Annotated in this window: 16 protein-coding genes; 7 read left to right on the forward strand and 9 right to left on the reverse strand. The window is 72.2% G+C overall.

Annotated features, from left to right (window positions below; genetic code table 11):
* Positions 1 to 16: 16 nt before the first annotated feature.
* The 4 genes from glgX to treY are packed head-to-tail and all read left to right on the forward strand — an operon-like array spanning position 17 to position 9013.
* Positions 17 to 2131, forward strand: a complete 2115-nt coding sequence (gene glgX, locus WJ12_RS16895; protein WP_059561168.1) for a glycogen debranching protein GlgX — start codon at positions 17 to 19, stop codon at positions 2129 to 2131.
* Between the two features lie 8 nt (positions 2132 to 2139).
* Positions 2140 to 4011: a malto-oligosyltrehalose trehalohydrolase gene (treZ, locus tag WJ12_RS16900; RefSeq protein ID WP_059561171.1), complete on the forward strand. Its 1872-nt coding sequence runs from the start codon at positions 2140 to 2142 to the stop codon at positions 4009 to 4011.
* Positions 4008 to 6251 carry a 4-alpha-glucanotransferase gene (malQ, locus tag WJ12_RS16905; RefSeq protein ID WP_059561174.1) on the forward strand — a complete coding sequence of 748 codons (2244 nt, stop codon included), beginning with the start codon at positions 4008 to 4010 and terminating at the stop codon, positions 6249 to 6251. The genes treZ and malQ overlap by 4 nt, the downstream gene beginning before the upstream one ends.
* Positions 6248 to 9013, forward strand: coding sequence for a malto-oligosyltrehalose synthase (gene treY / locus WJ12_RS16910; protein ID WP_059561177.1), 2766 nt, complete (start codon positions 6248 to 6250; stop codon positions 9011 to 9013). The genes malQ and treY overlap by 4 nt, the downstream gene beginning before the upstream one ends.
* A gap of 108 nt (positions 9014 to 9121) precedes the next feature.
* Here the strand turns inward: treY and WJ12_RS16915 are convergent, their stop codons facing one another.
* On the reverse strand, positions 9122 to 9370 hold the full coding sequence (locus WJ12_RS16915) for a hypothetical protein (protein ID WP_059561180.1): 249 nt from the start codon (positions 9368 to 9370) through the stop codon (positions 9122 to 9124).
* Positions 9371 to 9480: 110 nt separating this feature from the next.
* Between WJ12_RS16915 and WJ12_RS16920 the strand changes: the two genes are divergently transcribed.
* Positions 9481 to 10731 (forward strand): phosphatidylserine decarboxylase family protein, encoded by a 1251-nt coding sequence (locus tag WJ12_RS16920; RefSeq protein ID WP_059561182.1) that lies wholly within the window; start codon positions 9481 to 9483, stop codon positions 10729 to 10731.
* A 30-nt stretch (positions 10732 to 10761) separates the two neighbouring features.
* Here WJ12_RS16920 and WJ12_RS16925 read toward each other — a convergent pair whose 3' ends face one another.
* The 5 genes from WJ12_RS16925 to WJ12_RS16945 all read right to left on the reverse strand — a co-directional run bounded on the left by WJ12_RS16925 (position 10762) and on the right by WJ12_RS16945 (position 13225).
* Entirely contained in the window at positions 10762 to 11007 is a 246-nt protein-coding gene (locus tag WJ12_RS16925) for a hypothetical protein (protein ID WP_034190091.1), read from the reverse strand.
* Positions 11008 to 11262: 255 nt separating this feature from the next.
* Entirely contained in the window at positions 11263 to 11595 is a 333-nt protein-coding gene (locus WJ12_RS16930) for a DUF1488 family protein (protein WP_059561185.1), read from the reverse strand.
* Positions 11596 to 11599: 4 nt separating this feature from the next.
* Positions 11600 to 12148: a type 1 glutamine amidotransferase domain-containing protein gene (locus WJ12_RS16935; RefSeq protein ID WP_034189995.1), complete on the reverse strand. Its 549-nt coding sequence runs from the start codon at positions 12146 to 12148 to the stop codon at positions 11600 to 11602.
* Positions 12149 to 12346: 198 nt separating this feature from the next.
* Positions 12347 to 12712 (reverse strand): DUF3022 domain-containing protein, encoded by a 366-nt coding sequence (locus WJ12_RS16940; RefSeq protein ID WP_049029431.1) that lies wholly within the window; start codon positions 12710 to 12712, stop codon positions 12347 to 12349.
* 96 nt (positions 12713 to 12808) lie between these two features.
* Complete coding sequence (locus WJ12_RS16945; RefSeq protein WP_059561187.1) at positions 12809 to 13225, reverse strand: hypothetical protein; 417 nt, start codon at positions 13223 to 13225, stop codon at positions 12809 to 12811.
* Positions 13226 to 13382: 157 nt separating this feature from the next.
* Here WJ12_RS16945 and WJ12_RS16950 point away from each other — a divergent pair, with 157 nt between their 5' ends.
* Entirely contained in the window at positions 13383 to 13739 is a 357-nt protein-coding gene (locus WJ12_RS16950; protein ID WP_034189992.1) for a DUF3175 domain-containing protein, read from the forward strand.
* Between the two features lie 42 nt (positions 13740 to 13781).
* Complete coding sequence (locus WJ12_RS16955; protein ID WP_059561189.1) at positions 13782 to 15101, forward strand: cation:proton antiporter domain-containing protein; 1320 nt, start codon at positions 13782 to 13784, stop codon at positions 15099 to 15101.
* Between the two features lie 5 nt (positions 15102 to 15106).
* Here WJ12_RS16955 and ligD read toward each other — a convergent pair whose 3' ends face one another.
* From ligD to WJ12_RS16970, 3 genes are read right to left on the reverse strand one after another with little or no spacing between them, the layout of a single operon-like run.
* Positions 15107 to 17902, reverse strand: coding sequence for a DNA ligase D (gene ligD, locus WJ12_RS16960; RefSeq protein ID WP_059561192.1), 2796 nt, complete (start codon positions 17900 to 17902; stop codon positions 15107 to 15109).
* Between the two features lie 24 nt (positions 17903 to 17926).
* Positions 17927 to 18922, reverse strand: a complete 996-nt coding sequence (gene ku, locus WJ12_RS16965) for a non-homologous end joining protein Ku (protein ID WP_059561195.1) — start codon at positions 18920 to 18922, stop codon at positions 17927 to 17929.
* Between the two features lie 37 nt (positions 18923 to 18959).
* Positions 18960 to 19463, reverse strand: coding sequence for a DUF421 domain-containing protein (locus tag WJ12_RS16970; protein WP_049034872.1), 504 nt, complete (start codon positions 19461 to 19463; stop codon positions 18960 to 18962).
* Between the last annotated feature and the right edge of the window lie 4 nt (positions 19464 to 19467).

A 19467-nucleotide genomic window follows, 5' to 3' on the forward strand; every position in this document is an offset into this window, starting at 1 on the left:
CTCGGAGATTCGCCCCATGCCGACCGCCCTGCCCGCCCGCCTCGAAGCCGGCCGCGCCTATCCGCTCGGTGCGACCTGGGACGGCCTCGGGACCAACTTCGCGGTGTTTTCCGCCCACGCGCAGCGCATCCAGCTGTGCGTGTTCGATCCGACCGGCCGCAAGGAACTCGCGCGCCTCGACCTGCCCGAATGCACCGACGAGGTGTGGCACGGCTACCTGCCCAACGCCCATCCGGGCACCGTGTACGGGTTTCGCGCGGACGGCCCGTACCAGCCGCAGCATGGTCACCGCTTCAACCCGACCAAGCTGCTGCTCGACCCGTACGCACGCAAGCTGGTCGGCCAGTTCCGCTGGTCGGACGCGCTGTTCGGCTATCGTGTGCATTCGAACCGCGCGGACCTGTCGATGGACCGCCGCGATTCGGCGCCCGCGATGCCCAAATGCGTGGTGGTGGACGAGGCATTCGACTGGAGCTCCGACCGGCGCCCGAGCGTGCCATGGCGCAACACGGTGATCTACGAGACGCACGTGCGCGGCGCGTCGATGCGGCGCGCCGGGTTGCGCGTGCCCGAGCGCGGCACGTTTTCGGCGTTCGCGCATCCCGCGTTCGTCGATCATCTGCTGTCGATCGGCGTGACGACGGTCGAACTGCTGCCGATCCACGCGTTCCTGCAGCAGCGCGCGCTCGTGAACCGCGGGCTGCGCAACTACTGGGGCTACGACACGGCCGCGTTCTTCGCGCCGGAGCCCGCGTATCTCGCGACGCGGCGGCTCGACGAGATGCGCATCGCGATCCGCCAGTTGCATGCGGCCGGCATCGAGGTCGTGCTCGACGTCGTCTACAACCACACCGCCGAAGGCAACCAGCTCGGCCCGACGCTGTCGTGGCGCGGCCTCGACAACGCGAGCTACTACCGGCTCGTGCCGGGCGACCAGCGGTTTCATGTCGACGAGACGGGCTGCGGCAACACGCTGAACCTGTCGCATCCGCGCGTGCTGCAGATGGTGATGGACTCGCTGCGCTACTGGGCCACCGCGTTCAACATCGACGGCTTCCGCTTCGATCTCGGCGTCACGCTCGGCCGCGAGGCGCACGGCTTCGATCCCGGCGCGGGATTCTTCGACGCGTTGCGGCAGGACCCGGTGCTCTCGCAGCGCAAGCTGATCACCGAACCGTGGGATCTCGGCCCCGGCGGCTACCAGCTCGGCCGCCACCCGCCCGGCTTCGCCGAATGGAACGACCGCTTTCGCGACACCGTGCGGCGCTTCTGGCGCGGCGACGCGGGGCAGCGGCCGGAACTCGCCGCGCGGCTCGCCGGCTCCGCCGACCTGTTCAACCACCACCGGCGCCATACGTGGGCGTCGGTCAATTTCGTCACCGCGCACGACGGCTTCACGCTCGCCGATCTCGTGTCGTACTCGGCCAAGCACAACGACGCGAACGGCGAGGACAACCGCGACGGCCGCGACGACAACTGCAGCGCGAACTGGGGCGTCGAGGGGCCGACCGACGATGCGGCGATTCGCGCGGTACGCTCGCGCGTCGCGCGCTCGATGCTCGCGACGCTGTTCACCGCGCTCGGCACGCCGATGCTGGTGGCCGGCGACGAATTCGGCCGCACGCAGCACGGCAACAACAACGCGTACTGCCAGGACAACGAACTGTCGTGGCTCGACTGGGATCTCGCGCGCGGCGACGAAGCCGTGACGCTGATGCGCTTCGTGTCGCGGCTCGCCGCGCTGCGGCGCATGTACCCGGTGATGTCGGCGCCGGGCTATCCGTCCGGCGATCGCGACGGCGCGCCGGGGATGGCCGAGATCGGCTGGTTCGACGAGCACGGCGATGCGCTGACCGTCCCCGCGTGGCAGGACCGCGAGCGCCGCGCGCTGACGATGCGGCGGGTCGGCACGGGCCGCACCGGGCGCACCGAGGCGCTGCTCGTGATGCTGAACGCGTCGTCCGAGACGATCGTGTTCGTGCCGCCCGCACCGGTGCTCGAGTATCGCGTGCTGGTCGATACGGCCACGCCCGACGCCGGCCCGCGCACCTGGCCGGCCGACGGTCTCGACGTCGCCGCGCATGCGGCCGCGATCGCGGTCGCGGCCGTGCCGCTCGACCCGCCTTCGTGAGGACCGCCATGACAACCCGTTCCGCCGGCCCGTCCGGCACGCATGCATTCGACCCGTCGTTCGGCGCCACCTGCATCGACGCCGGCCACACGCGCTTCAGGCTGTGGGCGCCCGCGAGCCGCGCGGCCGCCGTCGAGCTGCACGACGACAGCGAGCAGGTGATCCCGATGACACCCGTCGGCGACGGCTGGTTCGAGACAGTCGCGCCGTGCGGCCCCGGCGCACTGTATCGCTACCGGCTCGACGGCGGTCTCGTCGTGCCCGATCCCGCGTCGCGCTTCCAGCCCGGCGGCGTGGACGGCCCGAGCCAGGTCGTCGATCCGGGCGCCTATCGCTGGCGCCACGATGCATGGCGCGGCCGCCCGTGGCACGAGACGGTGCTGTACGAGCTGCACGTCGGCGCCTGCGGCGGTTATGCGAGCGTCGAACGGCGGCTGCCGTCGATCGCCGCGCTGGGCGTGACCGCGGTCGAGCTGATGCCCGTCAACGCGTTTCCCGGCGCGCGCAACTGGGGCTACGACGGCGTGCTGCCGTTCGCGCCCGACACGTCGTACGGGCGGCCCGAGGAACTGAAGGCGCTCGTCGATACCGCGCACGGGCTCGGTCTGCAGGTGTTCCTCGACGTCGTGTACAACCATTTCGGCCCCGAGGGCAACCTGCTGCCGCGCTACGCGCCCGCCTTCTTCCGCACGGACCGGCAGACCGCATGGGGGCCGGCGATCGACTTCTCGTGCCCGCAGACGAGCGCGTTCTTCATCGACAACGCGCTGTACTGGCTCGACGAATTTCGCGTCGACGGCTTGCGCATCGACGCCGCGCACGCGATCGACGACGATGCGTGGCTGCGCGAACTCGCGCGCCGCGTGCGCGCGTACGCGGGCGACGCACGCCACATCCATCTGGTGCTCGAGAACGAGCGCAACGCGGCGAGCCTGCTCGGCCCCGGCGGGTTCGACGCGCAGTGGAACGACGACTTCCACAACAGCGCGCACGTGCTGCTGACCGGCGAGCGCGACGGTTATTACCGCGCGTACGCCGACGCGCCGCTGCGCCATTTCGCCCGCACGCTCGCCGAAGGGTTCGCGTACCAGGGCGAGCCGTCGCCGCTGCACGACGGCGCCGCGCGCGGCGAGCCGAGCGCGCACCTGCCGCCCACCGCGTTCGTCACGTTCCTGCAGAACCACGACCAGATCGGCAACCGCGCGTTCGGCGAACGCCTGCGCGCGCTCGCGAACGACGACGCGGTACGCGCGGTCACCGCGCTGATGCTGCTCGCGCCGCCGATCCCGCTGCTGTTCATGGGCGAGGAAGACGGCAGCACGCAGCCGTTCCAGTTCTTCACCGACTATCGCGGCGCGCTTGCCGATGCCGTGCGCGAAGGCCGGCGCCGCGAATTCGCGGCGTTTCCCGCGTTCGCCGATCCCGCGCATCGCGACCGGATTCCCGATCCGAACGACATCGCGACCTTCGTCCGGTCGTCGCTGCACCACCCGCCCGACGACTCCTGGGCCGACGCGGCCGCCTGGCAGCGCTTCTACCGCAGCGCGCTGGCCGTGCGCATGGCGCTCGTGGCGCCGCATCTGCCCGGCGCGCACGTGCTCGGCGTCGACCTGCTCGCGGGCGACGACGAGCCGCAGGCACTCGTCGCGCGCTGGCGGCTCGGCGACGGCAGCACGCTGACGATCGCGCTGAACCTCGGCCCGCACGATGCGGTGCTGCCCGCGCTGCCGGTCGGCAAGCTCGTGTTCGAGACGCCGCCGCGCGCCCGCGACCGGCTGCGCGACTTGCGGATGCCGCCACGTGCCTGCATCGCGTGGCGCGACGGCGCGGTCAACCACGATGCGCGGCATCACCGCGCGAACGGACTGGGAGGATCATGACGACCGACGTCTCGATCGCGGTACTCGCACACGCGGCCGGCCTCGAAACCGACTGGACCGACGCCGGCGGCGTCGCGCGGCGGGTGGACGACGTCGCGCTCGCCGCGCTCGTCGAGGCGCTCGGCTGGCCGTGCGGCACCGCGGCCCAGCGGGTCGACAGCGCGGCGGCACTCGCCGACGGGAACGCGGCGCCGCCGCGCCTCGTGACCGGCGACGCCGGGCTGCCGCTCGCCCTGCCCGCGACGCTCGCGCCGCCCGGCGCGCGCTTCCGGATCTCGTTCGAGACCGGCGGGCACGTCGACGGCCGCGTCGGCGGTGCCGGCGAGCACGGCTTGCTGCCGCCCCTTTCGATGCCCGGCTATCACGCGCTCGACATCGGCGAGCAGCGCATCGGGCTCGCGATCGCACCGCAGCGGGCGCGCCCGTTCGACACCCTGGCGCACGCGCACGACACGGGCGGCCGCTGGGGCATCGCGGCCCAGCTCTACAGCCTGCGCCGCGGCGGCGACGACGGCGCGGGCGACTACACGGCCCTCGCACGGCTGGTCGCCCAGGTGGCGCGACACGGCGCGCAGGCGGTCGCAATCAGCCCGACGCACGCCGGTTATCCGGCCCTTCCCGCGCACGACAGCCCGTATTCGCCGTCGTCGCGGCGCTGGCACAACGTCGCGTATCTCGACTGCGACGCGGTGCCGGGCGCCGATGGCGCGCATCGCGCGCCCGCCGGCCCGGCCGACGCGCCGCTGATCGACTGGCCGCGCGTGCTGCCGATGAAGCTGCGCCGCCTGCGTGCGTGCTTCGACGCGTGGCGCGCCGGCAACGACCCGTCGCGCGACACATACCAGCGGTTTCGCGCGGCGGGCGGCGCGGCGCTCGACGCGCATGCGCGCTTCGATGCGCTGCAGGCGTTCTGCATCGAGCACGGGATCGGCGCGGACTGGCGGCAGTGGCCGGCGCCGTGGCGCACGCCGGGATCGGCGGAAGTCGAGGCGTTCGCGCACGAGCACGCCGACACGATCGCGTTCCACACGTTCCTGCAATGGTGCGCATCGCGCGCGCTCGGCGACGCGCAGCACGCCGCGCGCGGCGCGGGCATGGCGACGGGGCTGATCGCCGATCTCGCGGTCGGCTCCGATCGCGCGGGCAGCGACGCGTGGGCGCACGGCACGGCGCTGCTGCGCGGCGTGTCGCTCGGCGCGCCGCCCGACCTGTTCAACGCGGCCGGCCAGGCGTGGGGCGTGACGACGTGGACGCCCGCCGCGCTGCGCGCCGACGGCTTCGCGCCGTTCGTCGACCTGTTGCGCGCCGCCTTCGCGCACGCGGGCGGCATCCGCATCGATCACGTGCTCGGCTTCGCGCGGATGTGGATCGTCCCGGACGGCGGCTCGCCGCGCGACGGCGCCTACCTGCGCTATCCGCTGGACGATCTCGTGCGGCTCGTCGCGCTCGAGGCGGCCCGCCATCGCGCGATCGCGATCGGCGAGGATCTCGGCACCGTGCCGGCCGGATTCCGCGAACGACTCGGCGCACAGGGCATCGCGGGCATGCGCGTGCTGTGGTTCGAGCGCGACGCCGGCGGCGCATTCCGGCCGCCGTCCGCCTGGGACCGCGACGCCATCGCGACGACGTCGACGCACGATCTGCCGACCGTTGGCGGCTGGTGGCGCGGGGTCGACCTGGCGTGGCGACAGGCCGCGGCCGACGCCGCGAAGGCGCGCAGCGAAACGGACGCGCCCGCCGGGGGCGAGGTGGCCGCCCCCGCGCCGGACGATGCCAGCGCGCACGATGCCGACGAGATCGTGCAAAGCGCGCCGTCCGGGCATGACACCGTGCAGCCGCCGGAAAGCGGCGACGCCTTGCTGCCTCCCGCCCCGCCTTCCGTCCCGCCCCCCGGCCTCGCCGCCGCGCATGCGGCACGCGCGACCGAGCGCGCGGCGCTGTGGCACGCGATGCAGCAAGCCGGCTGTGCACCGGCCGGCACCGCCGTGCCGCCCGCCGCCGCGCCGCCGGTGAGCGCGATCCTCGCGTACGTCGCGCACGGCCCGTCGCCGCTCGCGATCGTGCCGCTCGAGGATCTGCTCGCGCTCGACGCGCAGCCGAACCTGCCGGGGCCGCCGTGCGGCCATCCGAACTGGCGGCAGCGGCTGCCGCGCACGATCGACACGCTGGTCGACGCCGACGTGCGCGAACGCATCGCGGCGATCGTACACGCGCGCCGTTCACCGAGGCGCGGCGCATGACACCGCGTGCGACGCTGCGGCTGCAGCTTCATGCGGGCTTCACGTTCGACGACGCCGCCGCGCACGCCGACTACTTCGCGCGGCTCGGCGTGAGCCACCTGTACCTGTCGCCGGTCGCGACGGCCGAGCCGGGCTCGCGGCACGGCTACGACACCGTCGACTACGGCGTGCTCAATCCCGAACTCGGCGGCGAAGCCGGTTTCGTCCGGCTCGTCGACGCGCTGCGCGCACGCGGCCTCGGCGTGATCGTCGACATCGTGCCGAACCACATGGGCGTCGGCGGATCGTCGAACGGCTGGTGGAACGACGTGCTCGAATGGGGACCGGCGAGCCCGTACGCGCACTACTTCGATATCGACTGGCACCCGCCCGATCCAGACCTCGACGGCAAGGTGCTGCTGCCGTGCCTCGGCGTGCCCTATGCCGACGCGCTCGCAGCCGGCGACATCACGCTCGGCGTCGACCCGGCCGCCGGACGTTTCTTCGTCGCATGCCCCGGACGGCGGCTGCCGGTGGCCGCCGCCACGTATGCGGAGATCCTGCGCCTCGCGAACCGCGCGGACCTGAACGCCCTCGCCGAACGCTTCGACGCCGCGCCGGCGCGCGACAGCGCGCGGCTGGCCGCCGCGCATGCGGCGCTGCGCGATCATGCGGCCGCGCACGGCCCGCACGCGTTCGACGCGGTGCTGCGCGGGGCCGACCCGCGCCTCGCGCGTTCGCGCATCCGCCTGCACCAGGTGCTCGAACGCCAGCACTACCGGCTCGCGTGGTGGCGCACGGCTGCCGACGAACTGAACTGGCGGCGCTTCTTCGACATCGCGACGCTCGCGGCCGTCCGCGTCGACGACGACGCGGTATTCGACGCCGTGCATGCGCTGCCGCTGCGCCTGCATGCGGCGGGGCTCGTCGACGGCTTGCGCGTCGATCACGTCGACGGCCTCGCCGATCCGCGGGCGTACTGCCGGCGACTGCATGAGCGGCTCGCCGCGCAGCGTCGGGCGCCGCCGTACGTCGTCGTCGAGAAGATCCTCGCGCCCGGCGAGGCGCTGCCCGCCGACTGGCCCGTCGCCGGCACGACCGGCTACGACTTCATGAACGATGTCGGCGCGCTGCTGCACGACCCCGCCGGCGCCGAGCCGCTCGCCGCGCACTGGGCCGCCGTGTCGGGCGCATCGCGCACGTTCGCGCAAGAGGTGCTCGACGGCAAGCGGCACGTGCTGATGCGCCAGCTCGCCGCCGAGCATGCGCGGGTCGCGCGGCTGCTGCACGGCGTCGCACGCGCGTCGCCCGCGACGCGGGACGTCAGCCGGATCGCGATTCAGCGCGTACTTGGCGAACTCGCGGTGCGGCTGCCCGTGTACCGCACCTATCCGTCACCGCGCAACGGGCTGGCCGACACCGATCTCCGCGTGCTCGCGCAAGCCTACGACAGCGCGCGGGCAGCCGTCGAGCCGGCCGACCGGTTCGCGCTCGACCGGGTCGCCGCATGGCTGGGCTTGCCGGTCGTGCGCGTGCCGCGGGCGGCGCCGGCCGAGCGCCATGCGGCGCGCATCGCGTTCGCGCAGCTCACCGCGCCGCTCGCCGCGAAAGGCGTCGAGGATACGGCCCACTACCGCTACGGCCGGCTGCTGTCGCGCAACGAGGTCGGCGCCGATGCCGGCGACTTCAGCCTGTCGCGCGGCGCGTTCCATGCGCGCAACCGGCGCCGCGCGCGCACCGTGCCGCACGGGCTCGTCGCGACGGCCACGCACGACCACAAGCGCGGCGAGGACGCGCGGGCGCGGCTCGCGGTGCTCAGCGAGCTCCCCGATGCGTGGCGCGCGGTGTCGCTCGACTGGTCGGCGCTGAACCTGCCGCACCGCGGCCGCGCGCATCGCGACCTCGCGTGGGCGCCGGGGCCGGCCGCCGAGGCGATGCTGTATCAGACGCTCGTCGGTTGCTGGCCGCCCGCACTCGCCCCCGACGATGCGGCCGGTCTCGACGCGCTCGCCGCACGCGTCGCGCAGTGGCAGACGAAGGCGCTGCGCGAAGCGAAGCGGCATACCGACTGGCTGGCGCCCGAGCAGCGCTACGAACGGGACTGCGACGCGTTCGTCCGCGCGATCCTGACGCCGCGCGGCCCCGGCGATTTCGCGCACCGGCTGCATGCGTTCGTCGCGCGGATCGCGCCGGCCGGTGTCGTCAACAGCCTGACGCAGACGGCGCTGCGGATCGCGTCGCCCGGCGTGCCGGACCTGTACCAAGGCACCGAATCCTGGGATCACTCGCTCGTCGATCCGGACAACCGGCGCGACGTGCCGTTCGCCACGCTGGCGGCCGAGCGCGTTGACGGACCGGTCGCGTCGTACCTGCCGGCGTGGCCCGATGCGCGCGTGAAGCGGGCGCTGGTCGAGCGGATGCTCGCGCTGCGTGCGCGCTGGCCGGCGACCTTCGCGGAGGGGGCGTACGTGCCGCTGCGCGTGCGCGGCAGGCTCGCACGTCACGCGATCGCGTTCGCGCGGTGCGACGACACGGCCGCCGTGGTGGTGGTCGCGACGCGGCTCGCGTGCCGGTTGCTCGGCGAAACGCCCGGCTTGCCGCGCGTGGAACCCGCGCAGTGGGGCGATACGGCGGTCATGCTGCCGCACGCGATGGAAGGGCCGTGGATGGACTGGCTCGACGGGCGCGCCGCGATCGACGCGACGGACGGCGTGCTGGCGCTCGAGCGCTGCCTGAGCGGGTTGCCGGTCGCGGTGCTCGTTGCGGCGCGTGCCGGACGCTGAAGCCGATTCACCCTGCCGGCGCGTGCCGCGCGCCGGCAGCACACGATCGTCCGCGTCAACGACCGAGCGCCGGCCCCGCCGTGCGGCGGCCGCTGCGCGATAACGACCTCACGACCCTTCTTCCGGCGGCATCGCCCCGCGGTCGTCTTCCCATAACGGCTTGTCCTCGCCGTGGCCGTCGTGCGCCGCCACCGGCCCGCTCGCGTCGTGCTCCGTCGGCCGTCGCGCATCGCGCGGCGCGGCCCGGGTGGCACGCACCCGCGGGCGCGTCGGCGTCACCGTATGCTGTCCGCCGCCGCGGCGCGTGTCGGTCGCCTCGGCCTCCTTCGTTTGTCGTGCCTTCGAAGTCGTGTTCATCTTTCTCTCCCGTGTCATGAAACAGTCGGCGAACGAGCGTCGCAATTCCGGTGCCGCCGCCGGGCAGGCATCTTGCTGCGCTTCACGCGAACCGACGTCCGGAGGAGACAATGTCCACTCATTCCAACCCGCCGCCCGCCACGCGCCGCCGGCTCGGCGACTGGATGGCGCGCGAAGAGGCTCATATGGCCGCGTTCCGCGAGAAAGTCGCGGCGCAAGCGCACGCGCATGCCGGCGACCGCCTGCGCACGCCGGCCGTGCAGGACCTCGCGCGGCTGTTCGACGATCACGCGGTGTTGCGCATGGGCCTGACCCGCGCGATCGACGAAGCGGTCGAATCGGGCCGCCGGCTGGGCTATGCGTCGATCGGCGAACTGATGACGGTGCTCGACCACCTGATGACCTACACGCCGCCGTTCAGCGAAGCGAGCCTGATCGTCTGCCCGATCAATGCGTTCCTGGACTGGCCGATGTGCATGCCGTCCGGCCACGCGGTGTTTCGCGACCAGACCGTCAACGCCCACCTGAAGCGCATGCTGACCGTGTGGTGCGACTTCCTCGGCGGCCCGCACTCGCGCGCGCATCTCGACACGTCGGCGCCCGACGGCTGGTTCTGCGACGAAGCGTACGAGCGCCTCGGCCTGTCGCAATTCCGGTATCGCGACGACCAGCCGCACTGGGGGTTCGATTCGTGGAACGATTTCTTCACGCGACGCTTTCGCGACGGCGCGCGGCCGGTCGCGGCGCCCGACGATCCGCACGTGATCGTCAGCGCGTGCGAGGCCGCGCCGTATCACACCGAAACGCACGTGAAGCTGCGCGACTCGTTCTGGATCAAGACGCAGCCGTATTCGCTGCGCGATCTCTTCACGCCCGCGCGGCTGTCGCTGGCCGAACGCTTCGTCGGCGGCGACGTCTACCAGGCCTATCCCAGCGCCTACAACTACCATCGCTGGCATGCGCCGGTGCGTGGTGTCGTCACGCATGCGTACCGGGTCGACGGCGCCTACTACTCGGTCGCCGAAGCCGAAGGCCCGGATCCTGCCGGACTCAACGATTCGCAAGGCTACATGACGTCCGTCGCCGCGCGTGCGGTGGTCGCCTTTTCCTGCGACGACCCCGGTATCGGCACCGTGGCGGCCGTGTTCGTCGGGATGGGCGACGTGTCGTCGTGCGTGATCGAGGTCGTGCCGGGGCAGCGCGTCGACAAGGGCGACGAGATCGGTTATTTCCAGTTCGGCGGGTCGACGTACTGCCTGCTGTTCGAAGCCGGCGTGATCGACCGCTTCCTGCATGCGCCGCCGTTCGACGGCCCGGCGCCCGTCGTGCGGGTCAACGCGGCCGTGGCGATTGCGCGGTGAGCGGCGCGCGCAGCGCGCAACCGCGAAACATTACGCGTCGGCGGTGTCGCTCAGGCCGATCGCGCCGGATTCGGCCGCGTCATGCCGCTGCACGCTGCGCAGCACCGACAGCCCGTCGGCCGTCAGCGCGGGACGGTGCTCGCCCGACGCGTCGTCGTGCTGCATCACGATCAGGTGTTGTTCGACGAGGGCGACGATGTCGTCGCGATCGATCTGGATCTGTTCCGGCGCGTGATGCGCCAGGAACAGCGCGGCAAATTCATGGGCGGTCAGCATGCTCGTTTCCCCGTTGACGGCTGCGCGCGACGCGCTCCCGGCGCCGCATCGGCGTGCGGCGCGCATCGTGCGCCGGCAACGGGATGAACATGCAGGGTCCGTGCCAGCCGGCGTGAGGCGATCGATGTCCGGGCGGCGTGCCTGCCCCGCGATGTGGCACCGGACGGCGGGTGCGCCGGGCTGGAAAGTTTTCAATCGCGTGTAAGGCCGGCGGGCCGGGTGCACCCGAACCCCGGCACGGGAACGGCATGCGGGTCAGCGCCGCCCGGAAGGGAACAGCCCTGCCCGCGCGGGGCCCGCCGGCGCCCGGAAATACCCGCTGTGCAGCACGACATCACCGTCATTGCCGTTCGCCAGCAGGTCCGCACATGCCGCCTCGATGCGCGCACGGCCGCGTTCGAACGCGTCGCGCAGGTCGGCCTCCAGCGCGGAGCGCGCGCCGAAATGATCTTCCAGCGCTTCGACCGTGATCGCCCAGGTCTGCGGCGCGCCATCGACCTCGACGACGAAACGCAACTGCAGCGCCGCCCCGTCGAACACGGGCGGCGCGGCGGTCAGCGTCACTTGGCGGGCGGAATCGGCCGGCATCGCGCTATGCGCCCCGCGCCGCGAGGCGATCGACCAATGCGCCGTTGAACGCGGGAAGGTCGGCCGGCTTGCGGCTCGTGATCAGGTTGCCGTCGCGCACCACCTCCTCGTCGACCCACTTGCCGCCCGCGTGCCGGATATCGTCCTGCAGGCTCGGCCAGCTCGTCATCGTGCGGCCCTCGACGAGTTCGGCCGACACGAGCAGCCAGCCGCCGTGGCAGATCGCCGCGATCGGCTTGCCGGCGCCGACGGCCGCCGTCACGAATTCGCGCGCGGCCGGCAGCATCCGGATCGCGTCGCCGTTCACCACGCCGCCGGGCAGCACGACCGCGTCGTAGTCGCCTTCGCGCGCTTCGTCGAACGTGCGGTCGACCTTCACGCGCTCGCCCTTGTCGACGTGCCGGAAACCCTGGATCTCGCCGCGCTGCTGCGAAATCACGTCGACCTGCGCGCCTTCGGCCGCGAGCGCGCGCTGCGGCTCGACGAGTTCGGCTTCCTCGAAACCGTCGACCGCGAGAATGGCTACCCTGCAATGATCCAGCCTGCCGCTCATGAATGCCTCCGTCGGAATGGCGGCACACGTCGTGCCGCGTCGATTGCGCCGCAATCGGCGTGCCGGCCGGGGAACCACCCCGCAATCACGCGAAGGCCGCCGCGCGCGTGCGTGCGGCCGGCCATTCGACGTCGCCACGTACCGGCTGCAAAGATTTCAACGGGATGTAATCCGATGCGGCAGGTCGATCCGCCACGGCTACTGCAGATGTCGCGCGGCGTCGAGCATCGCGTCGGTCAGTTCGACCGTCAGCGTCAGGTGCTCGTCGGTGTCGGGCAACTGGTCGAGCGTCTGCTGCACGGCCTCGTGCAGCATCGCGTGCACGCGCATCCGTGCGCCGTCGTCGAGATCCGCGTAACGCTCCATCGTGTCGCAGTCGAGTGCGAGCACGACCGCATGCCGCGCGGCCTCGGGCGGCGCTTCGGGCGTGAGCGCCCATGCCGCATGGAACATGATCCGGCCCGTTTCGACATCGACCTGGACGGTCGTGTCGAGATCGTCCGCGTCGATCGCGTCGCCGTCGATCTCTTCGTTCTCCAGCAAAATCCGGGAATTCGATTGCATGATGTCCTCCTGCGTGGTGGCGGTGCGCCGGTCCTGGAAACCGCGCCGCCATCGCGCCGTGCCGGCCGCGCCGGCACGACACCGTCGATTACCGCCTCAATATCCGCTCGAACCCGCGCCGCCGGCCCCGCCGCCGCCCGAGCCCATCGACCCCGGCGAGCCGCCGTTGCCCGCGCCCGTACCGCCACCGACACCGCCCCCCGCGGCACCGCTGCCGCCCGCACCCGCACCGTTGGGGCCGCCGCCCGGCTTCACGTGGCCTGCCGCCCCGCTGTGCGACGGCATGCCGTGCTTCGCGCCGTGCCGCTTCGGGCTGGCGGGCGGAGGCGGCGCGGCCGTATTGCCGTTGGTGTCCGGCGTCGACATGTCCATCGACGGATTCGGTGCGCCCGTTCCTTCGTCCGGACGCTGCGTGTTCTGGGCCCATGCGGCCGGCGCGGCCGCAACGATCGCGACAGCCGCGCAAGCGAGCACGCGCCGCGCGACGCACATCGATTCCAATACTGACTCCATGGTGTTGTCTCCCTGGTGGTGATGCGGTCATGGAAAAGCCTGCCCGTACCTTTCAGCAAGGCCCATGCCGTCGCCGGCACCGGCGCGCCGCGCGGCACGCGGTTTGCGGCGCCTCTCACCGTACGACCCTCCCCCGACCCCATATGGAGCCGCCTTCATGCCTTCCGCCTCCGCTTCCCATGCGCACGGCAAGCGCCTCACGCGCCGCGCCGGCCGCGCCCGCAGCGCCGACCCGAAACACCGCAAGCGCTGGTCGGGCGAAGTCACGCAAAAAAGCGATGCGCTCGACCTCGAGCCCGACATCTTCAAATCCGACGATCCGGCCGCGATCGCCGCCTCGCTGAAGCGTTCGGCCGAGCACAGCCGCCGCCGCAAGGCATCGCCGTTCCAGTCGGCGATGTCGATGCTGAACTTCTACGTGAACCGCGCGGGCCGCAACCTCCCGAAAACGCGCCGCACGACGCTCGAACGCGCGAAGCGGAAACTGCGCGAGGCGTTCGGCCGCAAGCCCTGACGGCTTGCGCGCCTGCGTTGCCCGCCAGCCACGAGCGCACCCATGCACGAGACGCTCTGGTACCTGATCATCGGCGCCGTGCTGCTGGGCATGGGCCTCGCGACGTCCGCGTTGCGCCACCTGCCCTGCAGCACCGCGATGATCTATCTCATCCTCGGCGTCGCGCTCGGCCCGGCCGGCGCCGGCCTGCTGCATCTCGACCTGGAACGCGACGGCCGGCTGCTGCGTGAAATCGTCGAAATCGCGCTGCTCGTGTCGCTGTTCGCGATCGGGCTGCGGCTGCGCGTGCCGCTGTCCGACCGGCTGTGGCTCGTGCCGTGCCGCCTCGGCCTGCTCGCGATGGTCGTCACCGTGCCGCTGCTCGCCGCCTGCGCGGTGCTCGCGCTCGGGCTCGGCTGGGGCCCCGCGTTGCTGCTCGCGGCGATCCTCGCGCCGACCGACCCCGTGCTCGCGCACGACGTGCAGGTGCACGATCCGGGCGATCGCGATCTCGTCCGCTTCGCGCTGTCGGGCGAAGGCGGAATGAACGACGGCATCGCGCTGCCGTTCGCGCTCGCGGGGCTCGCGCTGTGCGGCGCAAGCGACGCGACGCATGGCGTCGCGCCGCTGTCCGGCACGTTCGCGCTCGCCGCGCTGTGGGGCATCGCGGGTGCGGCCGCGATCGGCGGCGGCCTCGGCTGGGCGACGACCTGGACGATCGGCTGGCTGCGCACGCGCCATGCGCAGGCACTCGGCCTCGAAGGCTTCTTCGCGCTCGCGCTGATCGTGCTGTCGTTCGGCGCCGCGCAGCTCGCGCACACGTTCGGCTTCATCGCGACGTTCGCGGCCGGCGTCGCGATGCGGCGCGTCGAGCATCGCGCGAGCGGCGACCGCAAGCCGCGCGAAGTCATCGGCCAGATCGATTCGGAGGACGTCGTCGCGACCGAAAAGCATCCGGAGAAGGCCCACGCGTTCATGGCCGAATCGGTGCTCGGCTTCACGATCGAACTCGAACGGATCGCGGAAGCCGTCGTGATGACGATGGTCGGCAGCGTGCTCGCGACGTTGCCGGGCGCGCTGTTCACCTGGGGCGCCGCCGCGCTGGCCGCCGTGCTGTTCGTCGCCGTGCGGCCGCTCGCGGTGCTGCTCACGCTCGCCGGTTCACCCGCGACGCACCCGCAGCGGCGCCTGATGGCATGGTTCGGCATTCGCGGAATCGGCTCGTTCTACTACCTGCTGTTCGCGCTCGAGCACGGGCCGTCCGATGCGGTGCGCCCGCTCGCCGCGCCGGTGCTGGCCGTCGTCTGCGCATCGGTGGTCGCGCACGGGATCTCCGCGACGCCGCTGATGAACTGGTACTACCGGCTGCAGCACCGGCGCTGACGCGTTCACGTTTGCACGCCGAGCCGCGCACGCATCGCGGCGGTGACGCGCTGGCGCGTCTTCGCATAGTCTTCCCACGGATCGCGCTTCAGCGTATCGAGCCGTTCGTGCAGCGTGTCGATCGTCCATTGCGCGCCGCCCGTCGTCGCGGGCACCTCGTCCCAGTCGAGCGGCACCGACACGCCCATGCCGGGCCGCGCGCGCACCGAGTACGCGGCGATCGTGCTCGCGCCGCGGCCGTTGCGCAAGTAGTCGACGAAGATCTTGCCGCGCCGGTGGCGCGGCCCCATCGTCGCGGTGAAGCGCTCGGGCAACGTGCCGGCGACGTGCTGCGCGACGGCGCGCGAGAACGCCTTCACGTCGTCCCAGCCCGCGTGCCGCGTGAGCGGCACGACGACGTGCAGCCCCTTGCCGCCGCTGGTCTTGCAGAAGGACACGAGTCCCAGCGCATCGAGCAGCCCGCGCACGAGCTGCGCGGCGTCGATCATCTCGCGCCACGGCAATGCCGGATCGGGATCGAGGTCGAACACGATGCGGTCCGGCCGCTCGATGTTCGACGCATGCGCGTTCCACGTATGCAACTCGATCGTGCCCATCTGCGCGGCGCCGAGCAGCGCGTCGACGCTGTCGATCGACAGCAGCGGCCCGTGGCCGGGATCGAGTCCTTCATGCTGCGTGACGAACGGGATCTCGCGTCGCTCCGCATGCTTCTGGAAGAACAGTTCGCCGGCGATGTCGCCCGGCGCGCGCACGAGCGATACCGGTCGTCCTTTCAGGTCGGGCAGCAGCCACGGCGCGACCCGCTGCCAGTAATGCGCGAGGTCGATCTTGCGCGTGCCGCTTTGCGGATCGAGTACGCGATCGGGGTGAGTGATGCGAACCCGGCCGACCCGGGCGACACCGGATTCGTCTTGCATGCGGCCGGCCGACGCATCGGAGCGCGTACGCGGCGGGCGGCCGTGCGCGGTGTCGGCAGGCGCGGCGGGCGGGTGCCGGTCGTGCGTGGTGCGGGGTCCATCCATCGTCGTCTCCGTGTCGGTGTGGCGCGGCACCTCGCGGACGATCTGCCGCGCCGGCTTGTCTTCGCGCAGCGCAACGAACGCCGCCTGCCGCACGATCCCGTCGCCGGTCCATTCCGCGAATTCGCATTCGGCGACGAGCGTCGGCTCGACCCAGTAGACCCGCGTGCGCGACCGTTCGCGCGGCGGCGGGTCGAACGGCGTCGTGGCGCGTTCGTGCTTGCGCAAGGTGGCCGCGAGCCGGTCGAGCAGGCGCGTATCGAACCCGGTACCGACACGGCCGACATAACGCAGCGGCGGCGTGCCGCGCGGCCGCCTGCCGCCCGCGGCGGGCTCGTGGACGCCGAGCAGCAGCGCGCCGAAGCCATGCCGGCTGCCCGACGGCTCGGTATAACCGCCGATCACGAACTCCTGCCGCCGCCTGCATTTCAGCTTGATCCACGCGGGCGAGCGGCCGCCGCGATAGCGCGCATCCGCGCGCTTGCCGATCAGCCCCTCGAGCCCCGTGTCGCACGCGCTCGCGATCAGCGACGCGATATCGTCGCCGAGATCGGGCGAGTAGCGCAGCCGCGCGGGGTCGCTGCCGGCGAGCAGCGGTTCGAGCAGCCTGCGACGCGCGGCGAGCGGCGCGTCGCGCAGGTCGTATCCGTCCAGAAACGGCAGGTCGAACACGAACAGCGTCACCGCGTCCGAGCGCCCGGCGCCGAGCGCGTTCTGCAGCGCCTGGAAATCCGGCAGGCCGGTGTCGCGGAGCACGACGGCCTCGCCGTCGAGCCACGCGTTGTCGACGTCGAGCGCCGCGAGCGCATCGCGCTGCAAGCGCAGCTTCGCGGTCCAGTCGCGGCCTTCGCGCGTCATCAGCGTGACGTGCCGCCGTGCGCCGCGGCCCGCGATCCGCGCAAGGATCCGGTAGCCGTCGAATTTCACCTCGTAGCGCCAGTCGCCGTGCGTCGGCGGCGCATCGACCAGCGTCGCGAGTTGCGGCGCGACGCGCTCGGGCAACGCCGCACGCACGGCGCCGTCTACCTGCGACAGGTCGGTGGGCGGCCTTTCCAGCCCGGCGTCGTGCGCCGCGCCGCGCGTGTCCGACGCGTTGCGCCGGGCGCGGCGCGATGCACGCACGGAAGGCGCCGCGTCGGCCGGTGCCGGATCGCGCGCGGCCCGCGTGTGTCCGTCATGCACGCTGCCCGGCCGCTGGGCAACGACATCGAACGTCTCGGCGTCGCGCGCGTCGTCGTCGCGTTCCTTGATCAACAGCCATTGCGCCTGGCGGCCCTGCTGCCGCCCGCTGCGCACGAGCGCCCAGCCGCCGTGCAGCTTCGCGCCGTCGAGCCGGAACGTCAGCTTGCCGTCACGATAGCCGGCGCGTGCCTGTGCGACGCCGCCGTCGGGCGTCCACGTGCCCGCGTCCCAGACGACGACCGAACCCGCGCCGTAATGGCCGGCCGGAATCTCGCCTTCGAACGACGCATATTCGAGCGGATGATCCTCGACGTGCACGGCCAGCCGTTTCACCGACGGGTCGACGCTCGGCCCCTTCGGCACGGCCCACGACTTCAGCGTGCCGTCGAGCTCGAGACGGAAGTCGTAATGCAGGCGCCGTGCGTGGTGTTCCTGGATCACGAAGCGCAGCGGCCTGGCCGCGCGTGCGGCCGGTCGTGCCTTGCGCCCCGTGCGCGTAGTCGCATCGGCGGAAACGCGCCGCCGCCCGTGCGCGCCCTCGGGTTCCGGGCTCGCGTCGAAGCGGCGTTTGCGGCGATACGGATCGAGCTTGCCTGCCATCGCGTCATCCTCCGTCACGCGGCGTCATGCGGCGTGCTTGCGGCGCGCGGCGGCCTTCTTCGCCGAGTGCGCACCGGTGGCGCCGTGCTTCGCGGCCGTCCGTTTCGCGGGCGCCTTCGCCGCTCTTTTGGCGGGCGCTTTCGCCGCCGGTTTGCGACGCGCGCCGGCCGCACGCGAAGGCGCCGATGCTTCAGTATCCGCATCGTCGTCCCCACCGCCCGCGCGCCCGCCACCCTTCAGGCTGCGCTTGAGCAATTCGGTCAGATCGACGACGTTGGACGCCGCACGCCCAGTCTGCGCGGGCCGGTCCTCGATCTCCTCGATCCGGCCCGCGCGGACCTTGCGCTCGACCAGCTCGAGGATGTCGTCGCGGAACGTGTCGTGATACGCGTCGGGCGACCACGATCCGGACATGTCTTCGATCAGCTTCTTCGCCATCGCGAGTTCGCGCGCGCTGACGCCGGCACGTTTCGCGTCGTCGGCCGGCACCGACAGTTCGTCGAGCGGGCGCAGCTCCTCCTGCAAGCGCAGCGTGTCGAGCGCCAGCAGCGGCCCGACCGGAATCAGCGCGCCGAGATGCTGGCGGTCGCGCATCACGACGTGCGCGATGCCAATCTTGCCGCTGTCCTTCAGCGCGTCGCGCAGCAGCGCATAGACCTTCTCGCCCTTGCGGTCCGGCACGAGGTAGTACGGCGTGTCGAGATACAGGAACGACACGGCGTCCTCGTCGACGAACGTGACGATGTCGACCGTCTGCGTCGATTCGGGGTTCGCCGCGCGGATCTCGTCGTCGGTCAGCACGACGTAGCGCTCCTTCTCGTACTCGTAGCCGCGCACGATGTCCTCGCGCGTGACTTCCTTGCCGGTGCGCTTGTTGATCTGCCGGTAGCCGACCGGGTCCATCGAGCGCTTGTCGAGCAGCCGGAACGACGGCTTCACGGTGCGCGTGGCCGGGAACAGCTGCACGGGCACGTGAACGAGCCCGAAGCTGATCGCGCCTTTCCAGATCATCCGTGCCATCGATGTCCTCCTTGCCGCGTGTGGGGTCCGGCGCAAGTCACGGCCTGCGGCGACGGCTGCGCCGCACGATGCTGACGTGGCCGTTGCGCTCCAGGATCGCCGCGTCGACGTCGGACAGGTCGTTCGCGCCGAGCGCCTGCCGCACGCTCTCGCGGATGTCGGTCGGCGTGAGCAGCGCGGCACGCATCTGCGCGTCGTCGAAGCGGCCGTTGCGATACACCTCGCGCTCGACGCCCACCAGCAGCCGCTCGAGCCGGCGCGAGCGCACGCAGGCCCAGCCGATCGCGCGATGCAGCAGCGCGATCGCGAACGACGCCGCGACGGTCGCCACGAACGGCGACGCGCCGACCACCGCGCGGCTCAGGATCGCGCCGAGCAGGATCCCGACCACGTAGTCGAACGGCGAACGCTGGCCGAACGCCCGCCGCCCGGCGACGCGGATCAGCACGAGCGCGATCGCGGACACGACGATCGCGCGCAGCGCCATCTGGCCGGGGCCGAGCATCCGGCCCTGTCCGAACAGCGCGACGACGACGTCCATGATC

This window comes from Burkholderia seminalis (assembly GCF_001718535.1).
Classification (GTDB): domain Bacteria; phylum Pseudomonadota; class Gammaproteobacteria; order Burkholderiales; family Burkholderiaceae; genus Burkholderia; species Burkholderia seminalis.